This window comes from Amycolatopsis arida (genome assembly GCF_900115565.1).
Classification (GTDB): Bacteria; Actinomycetota; Actinomycetes; order Mycobacteriales; family Pseudonocardiaceae; genus Yuhushiella; species Yuhushiella arida.
Genome location: NZ_FOWW01000003.1, coordinates 190,452 through 212,112, shown reverse-complemented (window position 1 = coordinate 212,112; position 21,661 = coordinate 190,452). Strand labels below are relative to the sequence as shown.

General features: G+C 73.8%; 21 protein-coding genes. 16 read left to right on the top strand and 5 right to left on the bottom strand.

The features are described 5' to 3' along the window. The first annotated feature begins 247 nt into the window (after positions 1-247). From BM051_RS10365 to BM051_RS10355, 3 genes are all read left to right on the top strand, one after another. Positions 248-1,237, top strand: a complete 990-nt coding sequence (locus BM051_RS10365; protein WP_092529871.1) for a zinc-binding dehydrogenase — start codon at positions 248-250, stop codon at positions 1,235-1,237. 74 nt (positions 1,238-1,311) lie between these two features. Next, positions 1,312-2,100: a crotonase/enoyl-CoA hydratase family protein gene (locus BM051_RS10360; protein WP_092529870.1), complete on the top strand. Its 789-nt coding sequence runs from the start codon at positions 1,312-1,314 to the stop codon at positions 2,098-2,100. A gap of 76 nt (positions 2,101-2,176) precedes the next feature. Then, positions 2,177-2,428, top strand: coding sequence for a Prokaryotic metallothionein (locus BM051_RS10355; RefSeq protein ID WP_092529869.1), 252 nt, complete (start codon positions 2,177-2,179; stop codon positions 2,426-2,428). A gap of 3 nt (positions 2,429-2,431) precedes the next feature. Here the strand turns inward: BM051_RS10355 and BM051_RS10350 are convergent, their stop codons facing one another. Beyond that, positions 2,432-3,373, bottom strand: a complete 942-nt coding sequence (locus BM051_RS10350) for a proline dehydrogenase family protein (RefSeq protein WP_092529868.1) — start codon at positions 3,371-3,373, stop codon at positions 2,432-2,434. 12 nt (positions 3,374-3,385) lie between these two features. After that, positions 3,386-5,011: an L-glutamate gamma-semialdehyde dehydrogenase gene (gene pruA, locus BM051_RS10345; RefSeq protein ID WP_092529867.1), complete on the bottom strand. Its 1,626-nt coding sequence runs from the start codon at positions 5,009-5,011 to the stop codon at positions 3,386-3,388. Between the two features lie 92 nt (positions 5,012-5,103). Between pruA and BM051_RS10340 the strand changes: the two genes are divergently transcribed. The 4 genes from BM051_RS10340 to BM051_RS10325 all read left to right on the top strand — a co-directional run bounded on the left by BM051_RS10340 (position 5,104) and on the right by BM051_RS10325 (position 8,680). Further along, positions 5,104-6,801 carry a PucR family transcriptional regulator gene (locus tag BM051_RS10340; RefSeq protein ID WP_092529866.1) on the top strand — a complete coding sequence of 566 codons (1,698 nt, stop codon included), beginning with the start codon at positions 5,104-5,106 and terminating at the stop codon, positions 6,799-6,801. Between the two features lie 157 nt (positions 6,802-6,958). Next, positions 6,959-7,405, top strand: a complete 447-nt coding sequence (locus BM051_RS10335; RefSeq protein WP_424923267.1) for a BlaI/MecI/CopY family transcriptional regulator — start codon at positions 6,959-6,961, stop codon at positions 7,403-7,405. Further along, positions 7,402-8,301: a M56 family metallopeptidase gene (locus BM051_RS10330; RefSeq protein WP_092529865.1), complete on the top strand. Its 900-nt coding sequence runs from the start codon at positions 7,402-7,404 to the stop codon at positions 8,299-8,301. Before BM051_RS10335 ends, BM051_RS10330 begins: the two co-directional genes overlap by 4 nt. Before the next feature lie 31 nt (positions 8,302-8,332). Further along, positions 8,333-8,680 carry a hypothetical protein gene (locus BM051_RS10325; RefSeq protein WP_092529864.1) on the top strand — a complete coding sequence of 116 codons (348 nt, stop codon included), beginning with the start codon at positions 8,333-8,335 and terminating at the stop codon, positions 8,678-8,680. A gap of 4 nt (positions 8,681-8,684) precedes the next feature. Here BM051_RS10325 and BM051_RS10320 read toward each other — a convergent pair whose 3' ends face one another. After that, on the bottom strand, positions 8,685-9,080 hold the full coding sequence (locus tag BM051_RS10320; protein WP_092530352.1) for a hypothetical protein: 396 nt from the start codon (positions 9,078-9,080) through the stop codon (positions 8,685-8,687). 94 nt (positions 9,081-9,174) lie between these two features. Further along, positions 9,175-9,540 carry a hypothetical protein gene (locus BM051_RS10315; protein ID WP_092529863.1) on the bottom strand — a complete coding sequence of 122 codons (366 nt, stop codon included), beginning with the start codon at positions 9,538-9,540 and terminating at the stop codon, positions 9,175-9,177. Between the two features lie 495 nt (positions 9,541-10,035). Here BM051_RS10315 and lanKC point away from each other — a divergent pair, with 495 nt between their 5' ends. The 4 genes from lanKC to BM051_RS10295 all read left to right on the top strand — a co-directional run bounded on the left by lanKC (position 10,036) and on the right by BM051_RS10295 (position 16,632). Continuing rightward, positions 10,036-12,606, top strand: a complete 2,571-nt coding sequence (gene lanKC, locus BM051_RS10310) for a class III lanthionine synthetase LanKC (RefSeq protein ID WP_092529862.1) — start codon at positions 10,036-10,038, stop codon at positions 12,604-12,606. 56 nt (positions 12,607-12,662) lie between these two features. Next, positions 12,663-12,803: a SapB/AmfS family lanthipeptide gene (locus BM051_RS10305; protein WP_092529861.1), complete on the top strand. Its 141-nt coding sequence runs from the start codon at positions 12,663-12,665 to the stop codon at positions 12,801-12,803. A 145-nt stretch (positions 12,804-12,948) separates the two neighbouring features. Next, complete coding sequence (locus tag BM051_RS10300; protein WP_092529860.1) at positions 12,949-14,664, top strand: ABC transporter ATP-binding protein; 1,716 nt, start codon at positions 12,949-12,951, stop codon at positions 14,662-14,664. A gap of 210 nt (positions 14,665-14,874) precedes the next feature. Continuing rightward, on the top strand, positions 14,875-16,632 hold the full coding sequence (locus tag BM051_RS10295; protein ID WP_092529859.1) for an ABC transporter ATP-binding protein: 1,758 nt from the start codon (positions 14,875-14,877) through the stop codon (positions 16,630-16,632). Here the strand turns inward: BM051_RS10295 and BM051_RS10290 are convergent. Then, positions 16,577-17,005, bottom strand: coding sequence for an acyl-CoA thioesterase (locus BM051_RS10290; RefSeq protein WP_092529858.1), 429 nt, complete (start codon positions 17,003-17,005; stop codon positions 16,577-16,579). The genes BM051_RS10295 and BM051_RS10290 overlap by 56 nt on opposite strands. A 389-nt stretch (positions 17,006-17,394) precedes the next feature. On the opposite strand from BM051_RS10290, the gene BM051_RS10285 reads away from it, so the two are divergent. From BM051_RS10285 to BM051_RS10270, 5 genes are all read left to right on the top strand, one after another. Further along, positions 17,395-18,351, top strand: coding sequence for an acyl-CoA desaturase (locus BM051_RS10285; RefSeq protein WP_092529857.1), 957 nt, complete (start codon positions 17,395-17,397; stop codon positions 18,349-18,351). Positions 18,352-18,462: 111 nt separating this feature from the next. Then, positions 18,463-18,585, top strand: a complete 123-nt coding sequence (locus tag BM051_RS30320) for a hypothetical protein (RefSeq protein WP_279587034.1) — start codon at positions 18,463-18,465, stop codon at positions 18,583-18,585. A gap of 113 nt (positions 18,586-18,698) precedes the next feature. After that, a complete protein-coding gene (locus BM051_RS10280) occupies positions 18,699-18,902 on the top strand; it encodes a cold-shock protein (protein WP_092529856.1) in 204 nt (67 codons plus the stop codon). A 385-nt stretch (positions 18,903-19,287) separates the two neighbouring features. Further along, positions 19,288-20,712, top strand: a complete 1,425-nt coding sequence (locus tag BM051_RS10275) for a hypothetical protein (RefSeq protein WP_092529855.1) — start codon at positions 19,288-19,290, stop codon at positions 20,710-20,712. Further along, positions 20,709-21,659, top strand: coding sequence for a glutamate ABC transporter substrate-binding protein (locus BM051_RS10270; protein WP_092529854.1), 951 nt, complete (start codon positions 20,709-20,711; stop codon positions 21,657-21,659). The genes BM051_RS10275 and BM051_RS10270 overlap by 4 nt, the downstream gene beginning before the upstream one ends. Positions 21,660-21,661: the final 2 nt, after the last annotated feature.

Here is a 21,661-nt window from a genome sequence, read left to right as displayed (position 1 = left end):
ACGTGTCCGCGCCCCGTGCACACGTGTCCGCGCGCTGTGCACGCGTGTCCGCGTCGCGCGGCGCCGACACCCGTACATGACGCGCGGACACGACAGCTCCTGCCGTGTCCGCGTGTTTGCCCGCCCCGTCGTCGTGTTGGCCGGCAACGTCACCGAGCCGTTGACATCCAGTCAACTCGAGGTCATAGCGTCGCGGGCGACACGAGCGGGCCATGGGCCGCGCGACGCGACGAGCACGGGAGACCGCATGCACGCCATTCGCCAGTACGCCTTCGGTGGGCCGGAGGAGCTCCGCTACGAGGAGATGCCCGACCCGAGCCCCGGTGCGGGGCAGGTCCGGGTCGCCGTCGCCGCGGCCGGGGTGCACCTCCTCGACACCACCATCCGCTCGGGAACGTCCGGGGGTCCGTTCCCGCTGCCGGAGCTGCCGATGACCCCGGGCCGCGAGGTCGCCGGGGTGGTCGACGCCCTCGGCCCCGGCGTACCGGAGCGCTGGCTGGGCCGGCGTGTCGTGGTTCATCTCGGACCCGGTGGCAGCGGCGGCTACGCCGAGCTCGCCGTCGCCGACGTCGCCGCCCTGCACGAGTTGCCCGACCACGTCCCCTTCACCGCGGCCGTGGCCATGGTCGGCACCGGCCGCACGGCGGTCGGCATCCTGCGCTTCGCCCAGCTCACCGCCGCCGACGTGGTCCTCGTCCCGGCCGCCGCCGGCGGCATCGGCGGCCTGCTGGTGCAGCACGCCCGCAACGTCGGCGCCACCGCGATCGGCCTCGCCGGTGGCGAGGACAAGGTCGCCCTGGTGCGCAAGCTCGGGGTGGTCGGCGTCGACTACACCGACCCGGCGTGGCCCGGCGCGGTGCGCGCCGAGCTGGGCGATCGCGAGGTGACCGTGGTGCTCGACGGCGTCGGCGGCGCGGTCGGCCGGTTCGCCCTGGAGCTGCTCGGCGTCGGCGGCCGGATCCTGCTGTTCGGCTGGTCCGCCGGTGAGCCGACCCAGGTGAGCACCGACATCCTCGCCTCCCGCGGGCTCACCGCGTCGTGGGCGATCGGCCCTCGGCTGCTGCGCCAGCCGGGCGGGCTGTACCCGATGGCCGCCGAGGCGCTGGCCGGGCTCGCCGCCGGCGAGTGGGAGCCGCTGGTCAACGAGCCGTTCCCGCTGGCCGAGGCGGCCGCCGCGCATCGAGCGTTGGAGTCGAGGGCCACGGCCGGCAAGGTCGTCCTCGTGCCCACCCGCTGACCGCGCCTGGCGAAGTCGGCCGGCGCGCGGCTACAGTGAAGGGAAAGTTACCGACCAGTAGCCTTAGGAGCGCCATGTCCGACCGGGTCAGCGTCGAGCGCGACGGCCATGTCCTGCTCATCGGGGTCAACCGACCCGAGAAGCGCAACGCGTGGGACCGGCGGACGATCGAGGAGGTCGGCGCGGCCTACGACCGGCTGGCCGACGACTCCGAGGCCAGGGTCGGCGTGGTGTTCGGCCACGGCGACCACTTCTGCGCCGGGCTCGACCTCGCCGACGTGTTCCCCGCGGTCAGCGAGCACGGCCCCGAGGCGCTCTCCGGCGCCGGCCGGCACGACCCGTTCGGGCTGTGGAAGGAGCCGGTGGGCAAGCCGGTCGTGCTCGCCGTGCAGGGCATCGCCTTCACGCTGTCCATCGAGCTCGCGCTGGCCAGCGACATCGTGGTGGCGGCCGACGACGTGCGGTTCCGCCAGCTCGAGGTCGGCCGCGGCATCCTGCCCTTCGGCGGCGCCACCCTGCGTGCCCCGGCCCAGCTCGGCTGGGGCAACGCCATGCGCTTCCTGCTCACCGGCGAGGAGTTCGGCGCCGCCGAGGCGCACCGGATCGGCCTGGTCCAGGAGGTCGTCCCGGCCGGCCGCCAGCTCGACCGGGCGGTCGAGCTGGCCCGGCTGGTCGCCGCCCAGGCGCCGCTGGGGGTCCAGGGCACCCTGGCCAACGCGCGGGTCGCGCTGCGCGCCGACGCCGAGCGGGCCGCCGCGGAGCACCTGCGCGGCCTGCTGCCGGGCATCCTCGGCAGCGAGGACGCCGAGGAGGGCGTGCGGAGCTTCGTGGAGCGCAGGGAGGCCCGGTTCACCGGACGGTGAGTTTGGCGCCCACCCATGCGGGAATGCCTATCCGTGCATCCGGCTGGACCCGCCCGAGGCAGGGAGGCAACCGACTATGGGTACCTGTGAAGTCTGCGGCAACGAGTACGACCTCGCCTTCGAGGTGCGCACCAGGGACGGCGCCGCGCACACCTTCGACTCGTTCGAGTGCGCCATCCACCAGCTCGCCCCGATCTGCGAGCACTGCCAGTGCCGGGTGGTCGGCCACGGGGTGCAGGTCGACGGCCACTTCTTCTGCTGCGCGCACTGCGCCCGCAACAGCACGGTCGGCAGCCGCGAGATCCGCGACGCGGTGACCACCAGCTGAGGCTCAGGTGCGGCCGACGAGGGAGCGGGCGAAGAAGGCCAGGTTGGCCGGGCGCTCGGCGAGCCGGCGCGTGAAGTAGGGGTACCACTCGCCGCCGTAGGGCACGTACACCCGCATCCGCAGCCCGCGCGCGGCGAGTGCCTCCTGCAGCCGCGGCCGCACCCCGTACAGCATCTGCAGCTCGTAGCTGGCGTTGGTGCGGCCGGCGCGCAGCGCGAGATGCTCGGCGATCTCCACCAGCCGGTGGTCGTGCGTGGCGACCATCGGGTAGCCCTCGCCGGCCATCAACACCCTGAGGCAGCGCACGTAGGAGGCGTCCACGTCGGCCTTCTCGGTGAACGCCACCGAGCGCGGCTCGGCGTAGGCGCCCTTGCACAGCCGTACCCGCGACCCTGGCCCGGCGAGGTCGGCGCAGTCGGCCTCGGTGCGCCGCAGGTACGCCTGCACCACGGCGCCCGTCTCCGGGAAGTCCACCCGCAGGTCGCGGACGATGGCGAGGGTGACGTCGGTGGTGGTGTGGTCCTCCATGTCCACGGTCACCGCGGTGCCCACCTCGGCCGCGGCCGCGCAGACCCGCCGCGCGTTGTCCAGCGCGATCTTCTCCCCGTCCACCGGCAGCGCCCGGCCGAGCGCGGACAGCTTCACCGAGACCTCGGCCCGGTCGGCCAGCCCCGCCCCGCCGAGCCGGGTCAGCAGCTCGCGGTAGGCGTCGACGGTCGCGTCGGCCCGGTCCCGGTCGGTGGTGTCCTCCCCGAGGTGGTCCAGTGACACCAGCCGGTCGGTGGCGAGCTCGGCGGCCACCCGGACCGCGCCGTCGACGTCCGGGGCGGCCACGAAGCGGTCGACGATCGGCCGCAGCGCACCCGTGTTCTCGACCAGGGACCGGCACGTCGGCGACCCGGCCGCGGCGAGCAGGGCGGAACGGAGCTGGGGCGACAGGAGCATGGCGGGACTCCCCTACTGCTGGTGCGGGTAGCCGGTGGACACCGGCGGGACGAAGGTCTCCTTGATCGTGCGCGGGCTGACCCAGCGCAGCAGGTTGTAGATCGAGCCGGCCTTGTCGTTGGTGCCGGACGCCCTGGCGCCGCCGAACGGCTGCTGCCCGACGACCGCGCCGGTCGGCTTGTCGTTGACGTAGAAGTTGCCAGCGGTGAACCGCAGTGCCTCGCTGGCTCGCGTGATCGCCGTCCTGTCGGTGGCGATCACCGCGCCGGTCAGCCCGTACGCGGCGCCGCTGTCGACCTTCTCCAGCACCCGGTCGAAGTCGGCGTCGTCGTAGACGTGCACGGCCAGGAAGGGGCCGAAGAACTCGGTGGTGAACACCTCGTGCGTCGGGTCGCTGCCGACCACGACGGTGGGCCGAACGAAGTAGCCCTCGTCGCCGTCGGCGGTGCCGCCGGCGACGACCTTCAGCGTCGGGTCCTCGTGCGCCTGTCGCTGCACGGCGACCAGCCGGTCGAAGCTGCGCCGGTCGATCACCGCGCCGAGGAAGTTGCGGAAGTCGGTGACATCGCCCATCGCCAGCGACTCCACTTCGGACACCAGGTCGTCGCGGAGCCGGGTCCACACCGAGCGCGGGACGAACGCCCGCGACGCCGCGGAGCACTTCTGCCCCTGGTACTCGAAGGCGCCGCGGACCAGCGCGGTGCGCAGCACGTCGAGGTCGGCGCTGGGGTGGGCGAGCACGAAGTCCTTGCCGCCGGTCTCGCCGACCAGCCGGGGATAGGTGCGGTAGGTGGCGATGTTGGCGCCCACGGTGGCCCACAGGTGCTGGAAGGTCCGCGACGAGCCGGTGAAGTGCAGCCCGGCCAACGCCGGGTCGGCCAGCGCCACCTCGGACACGGCGAGCCCGTCGCCGGTGACCAGGTTGATCACCCCCGGCGGCAGGCCGGCCTCCTCGAGCAGCCGCATGGTGAGGTGCGCGGCCAGCGTCTGCGTCGGCGACGGCTTCCACACCACGGCGTTGCCCATCAGCGCGGGCGCGGTGGGCAGGTTCCCGGCGATCGCGGTGAAGTTGAACGGCGTGATCGCGTAGACGAAGCCCTCCAGCGGCCGGTAGTCCAGCCGGTTCCAGGTGCCCGGCGCGCTGTTCGGCTGCTCCTCGTGGATCCGCCGCGCGTAGTGCACGTTGAACCGCCAGAAGTCGGCCAGCTCGCACGCGGAGTCGATCTCGGCCTGCACGACGGTCTTCGACTGGCCGAGCATGGTGGCGGCGTTGAGGGTGTCCCGCCACGGGCCGGAGAGCAGGTCGGCCGCGCGCAGCAGCACCGCGGCCCGCTCGTCGAACGGCATGCGCCGCCACTCCCGGCCGGCCCGCAGCGCCGCCTCGATCGCGGCCTTCGCGTCCTCCTGGGTCGCGTTGCGCAGGGTGCCCAGCACGTGCCCGTGCCGGTGTGGCTGCACGACGTCGATCTCCCGGCCGCCACCCATCCGCTGCTCACCGTCGATGGTGAGGGTGAGCTCGTGCCGCCGGCCGGCCAGCTCGGTCAGCGCCGCCGCCAGGCTCGCCCGCTCGGGGGAGCCGGGGGCGTAGTCCCGCACGGGCTCGTTGCGCGGGGTGGGCGTGGTGGTGATCGCGTCCATTCGGGATGCCTTTCCGCCAGCGGGTCGTTCCCGCTCACGCTAGGCAGCGCCGCACCGCGCCGGCTTGTCCGATCGGCTAATGTTTCGGGGTGATGGTTGGTCGATCGGACAACGAGCGCGCTGGCCAGTGGGCAGACCAGCGGGAGGCGCGCGGCACGACCCTGCGCCAGCTGCTGGTGGCCGTCGGCGAGCCGCTGGTCGACCTGGACGTCCCCGCCTCCGGCCTGGACGCGCCGGTGCGCGGCGTGGCCATCCTCGACCCGGACGACGCGGCCGGTGGCTATCCGGACGAGCTGGTCCTCGTCGTCGGCGCCAGGGGTCGCGCCGCGGTCCGGCCGGTCCGCGCGGCCGCGGCCGGTGGGGCCACGGCCGTCGCGGTGAAGGTCGACCGGGACGGCGACGTCGCCACCCTGCGCGCGGCGGCCGCCGACGTCGGTGTCGCGCTGCTCGCGGTGCGGCCGAAGGTGCGCTGGGAGCAGCTGGAGACCCTGGTCCGGGAGGTGCTGGAGGGCGCTGAGCTGGCCGCGGGGCAGGCCGGCGCCGACGATCCCGCCGACCTGTTCGCCCTGGCGCAGACGGTCGCCGTGCTCACCGGCGGCATCGTGAGCATCGAGGACGCCGGCAACCGCGTGCTCGCCTACTCCCGCTCCGACGAGCACGAGGTGGACGAGCTGCGCCGGCTGTCCATCCTCGGCTGGCGCGGCCCGGAGAGCTACCTCGCGATGCTCCGCCGGTGGGGCGTGTACCAGCGGCTGCGCGCCGGCGAGGAAGTGGTGCACGTCGCCGAGCACCCCGAGCACGGCATCCGGCGCAGGCTGGCCGTAGGCATCCGCGCCGGGGCGCACCACCTCGGCGTGATCTGGGTGCAGGAGGGCCGCGAGGCGTTCGCCGAGCGGGCGGAGAGCGTGCTGCTCGGTGCGGCGCGGACGGCCGCCGGCTACCTGCTGCGGCACCGTGTCGAGCTGGCTCCCGGCCGGCACCGGCGCGACCTGGCCGCCGCGCTGCTCGCCGGGCAGGCCAGCGCGGACCTGGTCGCCGGGCAGCTCGGCCTCGACCCCGGCGCGCCGGCGGTGGTGGTGGCGTTCGGCGGACCGGCCGGGCCGGACCAGTCCGCCGGCGAGCTGCACCGGGTGGAGACGCTGAACGTGGTGGCGGTGCACGCGGCGGCGTACCGGCGGGCCGCGCTGGTCGGCGCGCTCGGCCGGCGGGTGTACGCGGTGCTGCCGGACGTGCCGGCGCGGCGGGTGGAGCCCGCGCTCACCGCTCTCGCCGAGGAGGTGGTGGACGTGCTCCGCCGCCGGACCGGCGGGCCGGTGCGGGCCGGGATCGGCGCGCCGGTCGGCACGCTCGGCGAGGTCCCCGAGTCGCGCGCCGACGCCGACCGGGTGCTCGACGTCATGGGCCGGGATCGAGCACGGTGGCGCACAGCGTCTCCATTTGGGCCGTGGGGGGAGACGGGTGGGCGGGTGGCCACGATCGCCGACCTGCGCGCCGAGGTGCTGCTCGGCGAGACGCTGGCCCTGCTGGCCGACCGGCCGGACCTGCGCGACCCCGGGGTCGCCGCGCTCACCGCGCACGACGCCGAGCACGGTACCGAGCTGGCGCCCTCGCTGCTGGCCTACCTCGACGCGCTGGGCGACGTCCGGTCCGCGGCCGCCGCGGTGCACGTCCACCCGAACACGCTGCGGTACCGCGTCCGCAGGGCCGCCGCCGTGGGCGAGATCGAGCTGGCCGACCCGGCCCAGCGCCTGTTCTGCCACCTGCAGCTGCTGCTGGCCGCCAGGGCCTGACCCCGGTCCCGACCGACGAGAGTCGGTGGACACCAGTGCGAAGATGGTGCGGCCGCGCGACGACCACCGAGCATCGACCGAGCGCCAGCGAGGGAGGAGCGCAGGTGGGAGGAGTGCGGCCCATGGATACGTGGACGAGGCAGGACAAGGGGCGGGTGTGGGCAGACTCGGTGAGCTCGAGCGGGCGGTGATGGACGTCCTCTGGGCGCACGACGAGCCGATGACCGTGCGCGCCGTGCACGAGCGGCTCGCCGACCGCGATCTGGCCTACACGACCGTGATGACCGTACTCACCCGGTTGGCCGGGAAGAAGGTCGTGCGGCGCGAGCGCGCCGGCCGGGCCTGGCGATACGCGCCGGCGGCCAGCCGGGAGGATTACGTGGCCGAGCTGATGCTGGAGGCGCTGGCGCTCACCGGCGACCGCGGGTCGGCGCTGGTCCGGTTCGCCCACTCGGTGAGCAGCGACGAGGCGGCGGCGCTGCGAGCGGCGCTCGTCGAGCCGCCCACCGGGACCGCGCCCACCGTGGACCCCGTGCCCGACCCGCGGGCGGACGGGCCGGGTGGGTCGGCCGGCGAGCCGGGAACGGAGCCGGGGCGGTCATGACCTTCGTGCTGCACCATCTCGGCGCGTTCGTGCTGGCCGCGGCGGTGGTGCTGTGGCTGCTGTGGCGGGGCCGGGCGGGCGGCTGGCCGCACGCGTGCCCGCGTACCGCGCTGGTGCTGTGGCAGGTCGTGGGGCTGACCGTGGTGCTGTCGGTGGTCGGCACACTGCTCGGCGCCGGCCTCGCGCCCTTCGGCCGCGGCGTGCTGCCGGGGCTCGGCGAGCTGGTCGCGGCCGTGCGGGACGGTCGCGCGGTCGAGGTACTCGGGCCGGTGCGGCTCGCGGCGGTGGCCGCCGGGCTCGCCCTGGCCGGCTGGCTGGCCGGCAACCAGGCGGTGTCCCTGGTGCGCACCGCGCGGGCGCGGTCCCGGCACCGGACGCTGCTCGACATCGTGGCGAGCGCGGAGCAGGACGCGCTGGTGGTGGACCACCCGGCGGCGGTGGCCTACTGCGTGCCCGGCCGGCACCCGCGGATCGTGGTCAGCGCCGGCGCCCGCCGGTTGCTCACCGACGTCGAGCTGGCCGCCGTCCTCGCGCACGAGCGGGCGCACGCCAGGGAGCGGCACGACCTCGTGCTCGCGCCGTTCTCCGCGCTGGCCGCCAGGGTGCGGGTGCTCGAGCGGATCTGTGCCTCCATCCAGATGCTGGTCGAGATGTGCGCCGACGACCGCGCGGCCCGCCAGCACGGGCGGGAGCCGCTGGCCAGCGCGCTGGAGCGGTTCGCGGCCAGCGGGCCGGGTGCGGCCCCGACCGGCGCGCTCGCCGCGACGGACCGCGCGCTGGCGGCCCGCATCCACCGGCTGCGGCACCCGGCGCGGTCAGTGACGCCGGCGGGCCTGCTCGGCGTCGCGCTGCTCGCGCTGGCGACATCGGCGAGCCTGTTCGTCGTGCCGGCCTAGCGTTTACTACGACATGTAGTAAGTTTCCGGCATGGACTTCGTCTACGACCTTCTCGTGCTCCTGCACCTGCTCGGCATGGCCGGCATCCTCGCCGGCGTCGTCACCTATTTCGTCGCGGGCAGCCGCACCGGCCTGGGGATCACCACCTACAGTGGCGGGCTGCAGCTGCTCACCGGGCTGGCGCTGGTCGGGATCGCCTCCGCCGACCTGGTGGACACCCCGGTGAACAACGTCAAGATCGCGGTCAAGCTGGTCATCGCGCTCGGCGTGTTCGTGCACGCGCTCGTGCTGTGGCGCCGGACCGAGATTCGCCGGCAGGGGGTCTACGTCGTCGGTGGGCTGGCCGTGGCGAACGTGGTGATCGCCGTCCTCTGGTGAGGGCTCAGGCCCGGGCCGGGCGGGTCCGGCGCAGCCAGAGCAGGCCGATCACCGGCAGCACCAGTGGGATGAACAGGTAACCCCGCCCGAAGTTCGACCACACGGTGGCGTCCGGGAAGGCGGCCGCGTCGAACACGGTGAGCATGCCCACGGTGAGCACCCCGACCAGCTCGACCGTGCACGCCACCAGCGCGACCCGCCACCACACGGCGCGGGAGCGGGCGAGCGCGACGGTGGCGAGCACGTACACCACGGCGGCGAAGGCGGAGAGCAGGTACGGCACCGGTGCCTCGTCGAACCGGGTGAGGATCTGCACGGTCGCGCGGGACGTGGCGGCCACCGCGAAGATCGCGTAGACCGCGATCAGCACCCGGCCCGGCCCCGTGGCGGTGGTCGGCACGGCCGGTCCCGCGGTAGCCGAGCCGGCCCGCCCGTCCGGCCCGTCCGGCCGGCCCGCGGCCGGGTGGTGCGCGGCGGGGTCGGGGGTCTCGTGCTCAGGCACCGGCACCTCCCCACACCTCGTGCATCCGCAGCACCAGCACCGGCACGGTCACGCACGCGACGCCGAGCACCACGGTGCTGGACCGGCTGCGCTCGGCCAGCGCCCACATCGCGCCGAGCGGTAGCACCAGCAGGGAGCCCACCAGGTACGCCAGGAACGTCACCATGCTGCCGGGCCGCTGCCCGGACAGCAGCAGTACGACCGCGATTACCACCTGCGCCGCCAGCAGCAGCTCGACCACCGCCAGACCGATCAGCAGCGGCCGGCGCGGTGGCCGGTTGCGCGCGGCCTGGACGAAGCACCATCCGGCGACCGCCAGCGAGGCCAGCGCGACCACCACCGCGAACCCCGTGAGCACCCCGTCCTCCCTCCGCCGGTCGGTCGCAGTCTATTCGGCACCGGACCGGCGGCCGGGACCGGTTCGGCGGCCGAGGTCGTTGTCGCGCTCTCGTCCAGCTTGTCCAGCTCTTTCCACTGTGGAGGCGACCCGCGCGGTCCCTGGCCGTGGTCCGGGACCACATTGGGGCGTGGTCCACGTGCCGGCTCGACTGTCCACCCGCGATCAGGTGACATACAGGCAGTGCTGTTTTTGTCGCACGAGTGGTAGGCATTCGGGTAGAAATCAGCATGTCGCGGACGAGGTCGGCAGCGTTACGTCTCCATCGGGTGATGTTCGCGCTTTCGGGTGGTACCCAGGGTTGAGCTACCTGGGGGTAGCCGGAGAATCGACCTACCCTGATCAGCGCAACCGAACCGCCGTAATGGCGGATTGGCGATACAGCGTGCCGTGTGCGGGAATGGAAACGGTTCGCGCTGCTTCCCCGAGTCGTCGAATGAATTCGAAAGGAGCGGGATGGATCTCCGGTACGAGGCTTTCTGCTTCGCCGATCCGCTCTTCTTCGACGAGCAGCGCCAGGCGGCTGACCAGGGCGATGCGTTCGCCGCCACGCTGCCGCTGCCTCCGGAAGGCTGGCGGGAGGAGCAGCTCGGTATTTGGCGGTCGCTACGCCCCGAATCGGCCGCGTTGCCCGCCCAGGGTTGGAAGATCCACGTTTCCGCGGGACTGGACAATGCCGATCGGGTACTCCGTACGGCCCATCGCTATTGCCTGGATCGGGGCATCGCTTTCAAGCATCTCCGCACCCGGTCGATCCTGCTGTCCCGCAACTCGAAATACGCGCCGCGAGCGGCCAGTGGAAAATTGATCACCATTTACCCGGTGGACGACGAGCAGTTCTCCCGGGTGCTCGCCGAGCTGTCGGCCGCGCTCGACGGCGAGCCGGGACCCTACATTCTGAGCGATCTCCGGTACGGCGCGGGGCCGTTGTTCGTGCGGTACGGCGGATTCCTCCAGCGCTGGATGGAGGCCGACGGCGCCAGGGTGCTGGCGATCAGCAGGCCGGACGGCACCCTCGTGCCGGACCGGCGCGAGCCCCGCTTCTCCGTGCCCGACTGGGTCGAGCTGCCCGAGTGCCTCGCCCCGCACGTCGCCGCGCGCAGGGCGGGGGACCCGGCCGCGTTCCCGTACCGGGTGACCTCGTCGCTGCACTTCTCCAACGGCGGTGGGGTGTACCTGGCCCGCCGGCTGGCCGACGATCAGGAGGTCGTGCTGAAGGAGGCCCGCCCCTACGCCGGCCTCGACCGCGACCGGACGGACGCGGTCGCCCGGCTGCGCCGGGAGTACGAGGTGCTGTACCGGCTGCGGGGCATCCCCGGCATCCCGGCGGCCCACGACCTGTTCGCCGTGTGGGAGCACCTGTTCCTGGCCATGGAGAAGGTCGAGGGTCGGGCGCTCGGTCCCTGGCTGGCCCGCCACTACCCGCTCATCCGGCACGAGCCCGGCGAGCGGGAGATCGCCGACTACACCCGCAGGGCGCTCGCGCTGGTGGACCGGGTGGCCCGGCTGCTCGACCGGGTGCACGAGCGCGGCGTGGTCTTCGGCGACCTGCACGCGCTGAACATCCTGGTCGACGAGGACGGCGACGACACGGTCAGCTCGGTCTCCTTGATCGACTTCGAGATGGCCTTCCCGGTCGACTCGCCGGGCCGGCCCGCGCTCGGCGCCCCCGGCTTCCGCGCCCCGCGGGACCGCACCGGCTTCGCCATCGACCACCACGCGCTGGCCGCACTCAAGCTGTGGATCTTCCTGCCACTCAACCCGCTGCTCGAGCTCGCCCCGGGAAAGCTGCCGGCACTGGTCGACTTCGTCGAGCGCCGCTTCCCGCTGCCCGCCGATTACGGCGCGGAGATCCTGCGGGAGCTGGCGCCGAGGAAGCCGGTGCCCCCGGCCACCACCGAGCTCGACCAGCCGGACCCGGACTGGGGCGTGGTGCGCAAGTCACTCGCCACCGCCATCCTCGCCAGTGCCACGCCCCACCGCACCGACCGGCTCTTCCCCGGTGACATCGAGCAGTTCCGGGTCGGCGGCGCCGGCTTCGGCTACGGCGCGGCCGGGGTGCTGCACGCTCTGGACGTCGCCGGCGCCGGCCGCTACCCCGAGCACGAGCGGTGGTTACTGGCCGCCGTGCACCGCGAGCCGCCCACCCGGCCCGGCTTCGTCGACGGCGCGCACGGCATCGCCCACGTGCTGGAGAACCTCGGTCACCACGACGCGGCCGACGAGCTGCTCGCCGGCGCCGCGACCCTCGTCGAGCAGACCCGGGACCACGGCCTCGGCGGCGGGCTGTCCGGCATCGCGCTGAACCTGCTGCACTTCGCCGGCACCCGGCGGGACCCCGAGTACGCCGCGCGGGCGACCGAGCTGGGCGAGCGGCTGCTCGGCGCGCTCGGCACGGCGCCGCCGCCGGACGATGTGGGCCGCGCCGGGCTGCTCGGCGGCTGGTCCGGCCCCGCGCTGCTGTTCGTCCGGCTGTACGAGCACACCGGCGACCGTGCCTGGCTCGAGCACGCCGACCGGGCGCTGGCCAGGGACGTCGCCGAGTGCGTCGAGACCGACGACGGCGCGCTGCAGGTCCGCGACGGCGGGGCGCGCACCCTGCCGTACGCCGCGGTCGGCAGCGCCGGGATCGCGCTGGTGGCCGAGGAGCTCGCCGCGCACGCGCCGGACGCGCCGAGCCTGGCCCACCAGCCGGCGTTGCTGCGGGCCTGCCGGGGCGAGTTCGTCATCCACCCCGGCCTGCTTTTCGGCCGGTGCGGACTGCTGGCGGCGCTCGCCGCGGCGCGCCGGCGCGACCCCGACCCCGCGCTCGCCGACGCGGTGGCGCTGCACCTGTCCCGGCTGGCGCTGTACGCGATCCCGTATGGCGAGGGCGGCATCGCCGTGCCCGGCAACCAGCTGCTGCGGCTGTCCATGGACGTCAACACCGGCGGCGCGGGCGTGCTGCTCGCCCTCGCCGCGACCCTCGACGGACACGGCGCGGTGCTGCCCTTCCTGGGCGGATCGCGGCCGGCGCCGTCCCACTGACCTCCGGCCGGGCCCCGGCCGGTGGACAAGAGAAACAACGAGAAGGGAACAACGCTATGGAGCACGTTCTCGAACTGCAGAGCCTCGAGGCGCCCGAGGAGATGTCCTACGGCGACCCGAGCAACGGCGGCGGCAGCAACCTGAGCCTGGTCGCCTCCTGCGCGAACAGCACGGTCAGCCTGCTGACCTGCCACTGAGGCCGTAACGAACGGCTGAACAGGGCGCGGGAGCGGCACAGGACTGGTGCGCCGCTCCCGCGCTCCCCCATTGTCCGCCAGTTTCGGTGGCACCGGCAGCAACTCGGCGCCACCGAAGGGTCGACACCGTCACGAAAGGTGGCCGATGGCCGAGTCCGGTGACCAGCTGCTCCGCGCGGTCGCCGCCGAGGACCGCGGTCGGGTGGCGCTGCTGGTGCTGACCGCGCTGGTGGCCGCCGCGGCCGGGCTGCTGCTGCCGAGCGCGCTCGCCGGGGCGGTGGACGCCGTGCTCTCCGGAGGGTCGGCGTGGGGACCGGTGCTGTGGCTGCTCCTACTGGGGGTGGCGGAGATCGGCGCCGACGTCGTGGGCGTGCTGCTCACCGCGCGGCTGACCGCGGCGGCGACCGCGCGGCTGCGCCGGCGGCTGTCCCGGCACCTGGTGCGGCTGGGCACCCGTTCCGAGTTCGCCCCTGGCGACGCGGTCAGCCGGCTCACCAGCGACTGCACGGGAGCCGGCCAGGTCGCGTCGATCGTCGTGCAGCTCGGCACGGCGCTGCTGATCTCCGCCGGTGCGATCACCGCGCTGGCCTTGCTCGACTGGCGGCTGGCCGTGGTCTTCGTGGCCAGCGTGCCGGTCGGGCTCCTGCTCGCCCGGTCCCACCTGCGCCGCACCGCCGCCGACGTCACCACCTACCAGGAGGTGTCCGGCGAGCTGGGCGCGCGGCTGCTGGACGCCGTCGCGGGGTTGCGGACCATCGCCGCCGCCGGCATCGCCGACCAGGAGGCCGCGCGGGTGCTGCGCCCGCTGCCCCGGCTCAGCGCCGCCGGCGCCGGGATGTGGCGGACGCAGGCGCGGATGGTGTGGCGGGCCGGGTTGCTGCTGCCGGCGGTGCAGCTGGCGGTGCTGGTCGCCGCCGGGTTCGGCGTGCTCGCCGGCCGGCTCAGCGTCGGTGACGTGCTGGCCGCGCTCGGTTACACGATGCTCGGCATGGGCATGGTCCGGCAGGTTCCGCTGCTCACCGCGCTGTCCAGGGCCCGGTCGTGCGCCACCAGGATCACCGAGGTGCTCGCCGCCCAGGTCCGTCCAGAAGGGACATTCCGGTTGCCGAGGGGGCGGGGGACCGTGCGGTTGCGCGGGGTGGGGCTCGACGGCGCGCTCCGCGACGTCGACCTCGCCGTGCCCGGTGGCGGCGTGCTGGCCGTGGTGGGCCGGTCGGGGGCGGGCAAGTCCGCGCTGACCGCGGTGCTCGGTGGGCTGGTCGAGCCGGACCGCGGCGAGGTGCTGCTCGACGGCGTTCCGGTGCGCCTGCTGCCGGCCGAGGACCTGCGGGCCGCGGTGGGCTACGCGTTCGAGCGGCCGGTGCTGCTGGGTGAGACGGTGCGCGACGCGGTCGCCTACGGCTGCTGGGCGGGCACCGTGGCGGTGCGGGAGGCGTGCCGGGCCGCGCAGGTGCACGACCTGGTGGTGCGGCTGCCCGAGGGGTACGAGACCCCGCTGTCCCGCACCCCGCTCTCCGGCGGCGAGGCCCAGCGGCTCGGGCTGGCGCGGGCGCTGGTCCGCCGGCCGCGGGTGCTCGTGCTGGACGACGCCACGGCCAGCCTGGACACGATCACCGAGGCCAGGGTGGATCGCGCGCTCGCCACGGCGCTGCCCGACCGGACCCGGGTGATCGTGACCCATCGGGTGGCCACCGCGGCCCGCGCCGACCTGGTGGCCTGGCTGGATGGTGGCCGGCTGCGCGCGGTGGCGCCGCACGCGGTGCTGTGGACGGACCCGGACTACCGCGCGGTGTTCACCGAGGAGCGCGCGGCCTCCTCCCCGAACGGCAGCGCGCCGGGCAACGGTGGGGAACTCCGGTGAGACACCTTCTGTCAACCTCGGGAACCGTCACCTCAGGGGAACGTGACGCAACCCGGCCACAAGTACGTGACCGAGCCGAACGCTCACTGCCCAACGCGACCAACAGGGTTGATTCCGGGGAGGCGGCGGCGTGAGCGGAGCGTGCGGAGCGAACCGTTGAACACAGCAGCCCTGGCGAACGCCGCCGACGAGCGCCAGCGAGGAGGGGGCGTGAGCGTTCCCCGGCTGTACTGGCGCACCCTCGGCGGGCAGTGGCGCGGCTGGCTGGTGCTGCTCGGCTGCTCGGCGTTGGAGAGCCTGCCCGCGTTCCTGTCCGGGCGGCTGGTGCAGGCCTCCGTCGACGGCGGCTTCGCCGCGGGTGACCCCGTGCGCGGCGTGGCCTGGCTGCTGGTGTTCGGGGCCGTCGCGGCGCTCGGCGCGTTCGGCGCCCGCCTGGTCTGGCAACGCCTCGGCACGATCATCGAGCCGCTGCGGGACGCGCTGGTCGGCGTCGTCGTGCGGGGCGTGCTGCGGGACACCACCCCGCGGCGCACCGGTCCGGACGCCAGCGGCGTCGCCAGGATCACCCAGCACGTCGAGACCGTCCGTGACGCCACCGCCGGGCTGCTGGTGCAGGCCAGGGGCATGGTGGTGACCACCGTGGGCGCGCTCGCCGGCGTGTTCACCGTCGCCGGAACGCTGGCGTGGGCGGTGGCCGGCCCGGTGGTCGCGGCGCTGCTGCTGTTCACCGCCCTGCTGCCCACCCTGGCCACCCGGCAGCGGGCGCTGGCGCTGGCCGACGAGCGCACCGCCGAGTCCGCCGGCGAGGTGCTCTCCGGCCTGCGCGATGTCGCGGCCTGCGGTGCCGAGCCGGCCGCCGTCGGGCAGGTGCACACCACGGTGGACGCCCAGGCCACCGCCGCGGTCCGGATGGCCACCGCCACCGCGCTGCGCACCCTGGTGATCTCGGTCGGCGGGTTCCTCCCGCTGCTGCTCGTGCTGCTGCTCGCGCCGGGCCGGATCGCCGCGGGGCAGCTCACGGCGGGCGCGGCGCTCGGCACGCTCGTCTACCTGTCCGGCACCCTGCAGCCCGCGTTGCAGGGCCTCGCCGCGACGGCCAGCACCGTGGTGCTGCGGCTGCTGGTGGCGCTGCGCCGGCTCGACGAGACCGGCGCCGCGGACCACGTCGGCGCCGAGCCGACCGCCCCGGCGCCGCCGGACGGGACGGTCACCGCGCGCGGCCTCACCCACCGGTGGGGCGAGCATGCCGAGCCGGTGCTCCGCGACCTCGACCTCGACCTGGTGCCCGGTGACCACCTCGCCGTCGTCGGCCCGAGCGGAATCGGCAAGTCGACATTGGCCGGGTTGCTGACCGGCACGCTCGCCCCGCAGCGGGGCCGGGTGCTGCTCGGCGGCGTCCCGGTGACCCGGCTCGACCCAGACGTGCGCCGCCGGCTGGTGGCGTTCACCCCGCAGGAGTCCTACTTGTTCGCGGGCACGGTGCGGGAGAACCTGGCGCTGCTCGACCCGGCGGCGAGCGACGAGCGGCTGCTGCGCGCGGCCGAGGCGGTCGGCGCGGGTGACCTGGTGCGGCGGCTCGGCGGGCTGGAAGGGCGGATCGGGCACTCCGGGGCGGAGCTGTCCGCCGGCCAGCGCGAGCTGCTGGCGCTGGCCAGGGTGTACGCGAGCCCGGCGCGGGTGGTGGTGCTCGACGAGGCGACCGCGCACGTCGACGCGCACGCCGAGGCGACCGCGGAGCGGGCCTTCGCCGCGCGGGGTGGGGTGCTCGTGGTGATCGCGCACCGGCTCAGCTCGGCGCTGCGGGCGCGGCGGGTGCTCGTGCTGGACGGCCGCGACACGCTGCTCGGCGACCACGAGGAGCTGCTCCGCCGCTCGGCCCGCTACGCCGAGCTCATGCGGGCGTGGGAAACGGTCACCCCGCCGAGGGCGGCCGCAGCTCTTCCAGCGCCGCCCGCAGCTCGCCGGTGATCTCCCGCGGCCGGCGGCTCGCCCTGTCGACGAACACGTGCGTGAACAGCCCTTCGGCGACGAGCGTCTCCCGGTCCGCCCGGTGGATGCCGACCTCGTAGCGCACGCTGGACCGGCCGAGATGCCCCACCCGCAGCCCGAGCTCGAGGGCCTCCGGGTACGCCGCGGCCTGGTGGTAGCTGCACCGCGACTCGACGCACAGGCCGATCACCGCGCCGTCGTGGATGTCCAGCCCACCACGGCGGATCAACCAGTTGTTGATGACGGTGTCCATCAGGGAGTAGTGGACGACGTTGTTCAGGTGCCCGTACACGTCGTTGTCCTTCCACCGGGTGGACACCCGTTCCCAGTGCGGGTAGTCGGTCGACGACATGCCGGCAGTGTCCCGGCAGGGACGCCGGCGGTGGGCGTGACGTGCGTCTCACCCTGCCGGCGCAGCGGTGCCGCATGGCGCCCGGCCCCCGCGTCGGGTACCGTCAGGAGTGTAAGCAGTTGCGGCTCGGCCGGTGGGAGACGGAACCTCTCGGGCGGAACCGCTGGAGATAGATCGGAGTTCCCCGCGGCGCGGTGTACGCCCCCGGCGTAGCTGCCGGCGCCCGCGACGTCCCAGTTGTTGTCCGGCGCGGTCGCCGAGGCTTTTCCTCATTTTCCCGGTACCCGATTTCGTGCTACCCGCAATTCGGCGGCGGGCCGAATCCGTTCTTGACGCCGGTTCCCCCAAGCCTGTTTCCTGTTCGCCAGACCCCCCAATACGAGGTGTGCATGTCTGCTACCCAGACCCCGACCAAGCCCGACCCGTCGACCGCCCGGCGGCCGAAACCCATTCTGTCCGGCCGCACGTCGCTCCCCGAGCACGTGACGGTGTCGATCTTCGTCATCCTTCCGCTGCTGACGCTCGCGGCCGCGGTTCCCTTCGCGTGGGGGTGGGGTCTGAGCTGGCTGGACATCGGCCTCGGCGTCGCCTTCTTCGTGCTCACCGGGCTCGGCGTCACGGTGGGCTACCACCGGCACTTCACGCACGGGTCGTTCAAGGCCAAGCGGCCGCTGAAGATCGCTCTGGCGATCGCCGGCAACATGGCCGCGCAGGGCTCGACCACCACGTGGGTCGCCGACCACCGGCGGCACCACGCCTTCTCCGACCGGGCCGGCGACCCGCACTCGCCGTGGCGGTACGGCACCGGCGCCAGGGCGCTGGCCAAGGGCTTCTGGCACGCGCACATGGGCTGGCTGTTCAACCGCGACGTCACCAACGCCGAGCGGTTCGCCCCCGACCTGGTGGCCGACCCGGACATCCGCGCCGTCGACCGGCTGTTTCCGGTGTGGACGGCGGCCACGTTCCTGCTGCCCGCGCTGATCGGCGGGCTGGCCACGTGGTCGGTGTGGGGCGGTGTCACGGCGCTGTTCTGGGCCGGGTTCGTCCGGGTCGCCCTGCTGCACCACGTCACCTGGTCGGTGAACTCGATCTGCCACATGATCGGCGAGCGCCCGTTCAGCAGCCGGGACAAGGCGGCGAACTTCTGGCCGCTGGCGATCTTCTCCTTCGGCGAGTCGTGGCACAACCTGCACCACGCCGACCCGACCTGCGCCCGACACGGCGTGCTGCGCGGCCAGATCGACATCTCCGCGCGGCTGATCTGGATCTTCGAGAAGCTCGGTTGGGCGACCAACGTCCGCTGGCCGACCCCGGCCCGGCTCCACCGCATCACGGCGAGCCACTGACTCCGGCCTTGGTGCCGACAATCAACACACACACTGGGAGGACCTATGTCCACGCCTACGTCCACAGAGTACAAATCCACCGAAACGGGCGGCCGCTCGCGCGTGGCGCCGGTGCGCTTCAGCGCGGCCGAGACCGCCGAGCCGGTCTGGCCGACCCGCGAGCTGGCCGGCCGGCCGGCCAGTCGCTCACCGTTCACCCCGCCGGCGTTCGCCGGCCGGGCGGAAAAGAAGTAACCCGCCCCACTTTCGGATGATCTCGGTTGGTTTTTCCGGCCGGCTGTGGTTAACTGAACTGGACGCCGGTTACAGATCGGCGTTGTCGATATTTTTGATACAGGAGATTTTTTATGACGCAGGGCACTGTCAAGTGGTTCAACTCCGAGAAGGGCTTCGGCTTCATCACCCCGGACAACGGTGGTGGCGACGTCTTCGTCCACTACTCGGAGATCCAGGGCAACGGCTTCCGTTCCCTGGAGGAGAACGCCCGCGTTGAGTTCGAGGTCGGCCAGGGCCAGAAGGGCCCGCAGGCCACCTCGGTCACGGTCATCTGACCCGACCCCAACGCTTCACTTGCCCGGAGCCGCCACCTCCTCGAGGTGGCGGCTCCGGCGCGTCCGCACCCTGTGCGCCCGTGTTGGCCGTCCCCGGCACCGTGTTCGCCGTCCCCGTCGGCGTGTTGGCCGTTCCCGTCGGCGTGGAGATCCCCAACGTGAGGTTCCGCGCTCCCGGACGTAGCTCTCGTGGTCCTGGTCGTTGGGCTCGCTGGCTTTGCAACGATCCGGACGCATGGGGGACCGATCCGCAGGTATCTGGTTCGTGTCGGGTCCGACTCGACTACCTTCTTCCGGGTGTGACGGTGGGGAGGACGTGCCGCGCGGGCGGCCGGCGCACGCCCCGCGCGTTCTGCCCTGGCACAGCAGCGGAGGAAGGGACACGATGACGAGCACCGCGACGCGCGCCGGGAGCCCGGGGCCCGGCCACGCGGTCGGGCACGCAGCGCCCGGCATCCCACCCGCGCCGCGGCGTGACTCCCGCTCCGGACTCGCGGGCCTGCTCGACCTTCCGGCCAACGCCTACCGCCAGATCGTCCGCTCCGCCGCGCGTACCCCCGGCCGGCTGTCCCTGATCGCCGTCGGGCTGGTCGCGCTCGCCCTGCTCACCGCGCTGGCCGGCGGCCTCGCCGTGCAGGACCGCAAGGACACCATCAACGGCCTCATCGACCATCGCGAGCCCCTCGCCGCCGCGGCGCAGGAGGTCTACCGCTCGCTGTCCGACGCCGACGCCACCGCCGCCAGCGCCTTCCTCTCCACCGGCGCCGAGCCGCCGGAGCTGCGCGAGCGCTACGAGCTCGACCTCGCCAAGGCCGGCGCCGCGCTGGCCAAGGCCGCCTCGGACTCCGCCGGTGTGCCGGAGGCGGCCGAGCAGGTCGATGTCATCAGCCAGCGGCTACCCGTCTACACCGGCCTGGTCGAGACCGCGCGGGCGAACAACCGACAGGGCTTCCCGGTCGGCGCGTCCTACCTGCGGGAGGCGTCCGAGCTGATGCGCGCGACCATCCTGCCCGCGGCGCACGACCTCTACCGCGTCGACACCGAGCGCCTTTCCGCCGAGCAGGACGACGCCTCCGGATTCCCGTGGCTGGTCACGATCCTGTCGCTCGCGCTGCTCGGGGCGTTGCTCTACACCCAGGTGTACCTGCGCAGGAAGACCAACCGGCTGTTCAACGTCGGCCTCGGCGTCGCCACGGTCGCCGTCGGCGTCGCCATCCTGTGGAGCGCGGTCGCGATGACCGTGCAGAGCGTGCTGGTGGACGACGGGGCGGAGGACGGCACCGAGCAGGTGGACGTGCTGGTCCGCGCCAGGATCGCCGCGCTGCAGGCCCGCGCCGACGAGACGCTCACCCTGGTCGCCCGCGGGGGCGGCGCGGAGTACGAGCAGGAGTTCGCCCGGCTCGCGGAGGAGCTCACCGGACCGGACGGCCGCGGCGGCCTGCTCGGCGAGGCGGGCGAGCGGGCCGCTGGGTCCGCGTTGGCCGAGCCGGTGGAGGACGCCGCGGAGAGCGCGGCCGCGTGGCTGGCCGCGCACAGCGAGGTCCGCGAGCGGGACGAGACCGGCGACCACGCCGAGGCCGTCGCGCTGGCGATCGACGTCCAGGACCCGGCCAGTGCCGCGGCCGCGTTCTCCCGGCTCGACGCGAGCCTGGCCGAGGCGATCGCGGTGGGCCGGCAGGGCTTCCTCGACGACACCACCAACGGCTCCCGCGCGCTGACCCTGCTCGCACCGGGCTTCGCGGTGCTGGCGGTGGTCGCGGCGCTGGGCGCCACCATGGGCATTCGGGAACGGCTTCGGGAGTACCGATGAGGTTGCGAACGGCGGCGGTGCTCGCCGCGCTGGGCCTGGTCGTCGCGGGCTGCGGCTCGCCGGGCGCTCCGGTGGACCCGGCGCCGGTCGGGTCGGTGCAGCGGCCGATGCCGCCCAACGCTGGAGTGGCCACAGTGGACGTGTCCGGCACGGCGGCGGAGGACTGCGACGCCACGGCGAGCCTTCCGCCCCAGCCCGGCATTCCCGCCGGATCCACTATGGACAAGATCCGCAAGCGGGGTCATCTGATCGCCGGGGTGGACCAGAACACCTTCCTGTTCGGCTTCCGCAACCCGACCACCGGCAAGCTCGAGGGCTTCGACGTCGACATCGCCAAGGAGGTGGCCAGGGCCATCTTCGGTGACCCGGAGAAGATCCGTTTCCGAGCGATCACCTCCGCGCAGCGCGAGCCGATGCTGGAGAACCGCGAGGTCGACATCGTCGTGCGCACCTACACGATCAACTGCGAGCGGCTGAAGAAGGTCAACTTCTCCTCCGTGTACTACATCGCCGGTCAGCGGGTGCTGGTGCACGAGAACTCCGACGTCGGCAGCCTCGCCGACCTCGGGGGGCAGCGGGTGTGCGCCAGCCGCGGGTCCACCTCGCTGAAGAACATCGCTCGCTCGCCGGCCAAACCGGTGCCGGTGCAGGTGGACGACTGGTCGGACTGCCTGGTGCTGCTGCAGCAGGGCCAGGTGGCGGCGATCTCCACCGACGACACCATCCTCGCCGGCATGGCCCAGCAGGACCCGACCACGAAGATCGTGGGGGAGAAGTTCACCCAGGAGCCCTACGGTATCGGCATCCCGAAGGGCGACGAGGACATGGTGCGGTTCGTCAACGCGGTGCTCGAGGAGGTGCGTGCGGGAACATGGCAGCGCAGCTACGACACCTGGCTCGCGCCGCGGCTCGGGCCGGCGACCCCGCCGGCGCCGACCTACCGGTGACC

Excerpts from the sequence above, each read along its gene's own strand:
- lanKC (WP_092529862.1), top strand. The coding sequence starts at position 10,036 with ATGGATCTCCGGTACGAGGCTTTCTGCTTCGCCGATCCGCTCTTCTTC.
- BM051_RS10365 (WP_092529871.1), top strand. The coding sequence starts at position 248 with ATGCACGCCATTCGCCAGTACGCCTTCGGTGGGCCGGAGGAGCTCCGC.
- BM051_RS10280 (WP_092529856.1), top strand. The coding sequence starts at position 18,699 with ATGACGCAGGGCACTGTCAAGTGGTTCAACTCCGAGAAGGGCTTCGGC.
- BM051_RS10275 (WP_092529855.1), top strand. The coding sequence starts at position 19,288 with ATGACGAGCACCGCGACGCGCGCCGGGAGCCCGGGGCCCGGCCACGCG.
- BM051_RS10360 (WP_092529870.1), top strand. The coding sequence starts at position 1,312 with ATGTCCGACCGGGTCAGCGTCGAGCGCGACGGCCATGTCCTGCTCATC.
- BM051_RS10305 (WP_092529861.1), top strand. The coding sequence starts at position 12,663 with ATGGAGCACGTTCTCGAACTGCAGAGCCTCGAGGCGCCCGAGGAGATG.
- BM051_RS10325 (WP_092529864.1), top strand. The coding sequence starts at position 8,333 with ATGGACTTCGTCTACGACCTTCTCGTGCTCCTGCACCTGCTCGGCATG.
- BM051_RS10270 (WP_092529854.1), top strand. The coding sequence starts at position 20,709 with ATGAGGTTGCGAACGGCGGCGGTGCTCGCCGCGCTGGGCCTGGTCGTC.
- BM051_RS10290 (WP_092529858.1), bottom strand. The coding sequence starts at position 17,005 with ATGTCGTCGACCGACTACCCGCACTGGGAACGGGTGTCCACCCGGTGG.
- BM051_RS10330 (WP_092529865.1), top strand. The coding sequence starts at position 7,402 with ATGACCTTCGTGCTGCACCATCTCGGCGCGTTCGTGCTGGCCGCGGCG.
- BM051_RS10340 (WP_092529866.1), top strand. The coding sequence starts at position 5,104 with ATGGTTGGTCGATCGGACAACGAGCGCGCTGGCCAGTGGGCAGACCAG.
- BM051_RS10350 (WP_092529868.1), bottom strand. The coding sequence starts at position 3,373 with ATGCTCCTGTCGCCCCAGCTCCGTTCCGCCCTGCTCGCCGCGGCCGGG.
- pruA (WP_092529867.1), bottom strand. The coding sequence starts at position 5,011 with ATGGACGCGATCACCACCACGCCCACCCCGCGCAACGAGCCCGTGCGG.
- BM051_RS10285 (WP_092529857.1), top strand. The coding sequence starts at position 17,395 with ATGTCTGCTACCCAGACCCCGACCAAGCCCGACCCGTCGACCGCCCGG.
- BM051_RS10300 (WP_092529860.1), top strand. The coding sequence starts at position 12,949 with ATGGCCGAGTCCGGTGACCAGCTGCTCCGCGCGGTCGCCGCCGAGGAC.
- BM051_RS10355 (WP_092529869.1), top strand. The coding sequence starts at position 2,177 with ATGGGTACCTGTGAAGTCTGCGGCAACGAGTACGACCTCGCCTTCGAG.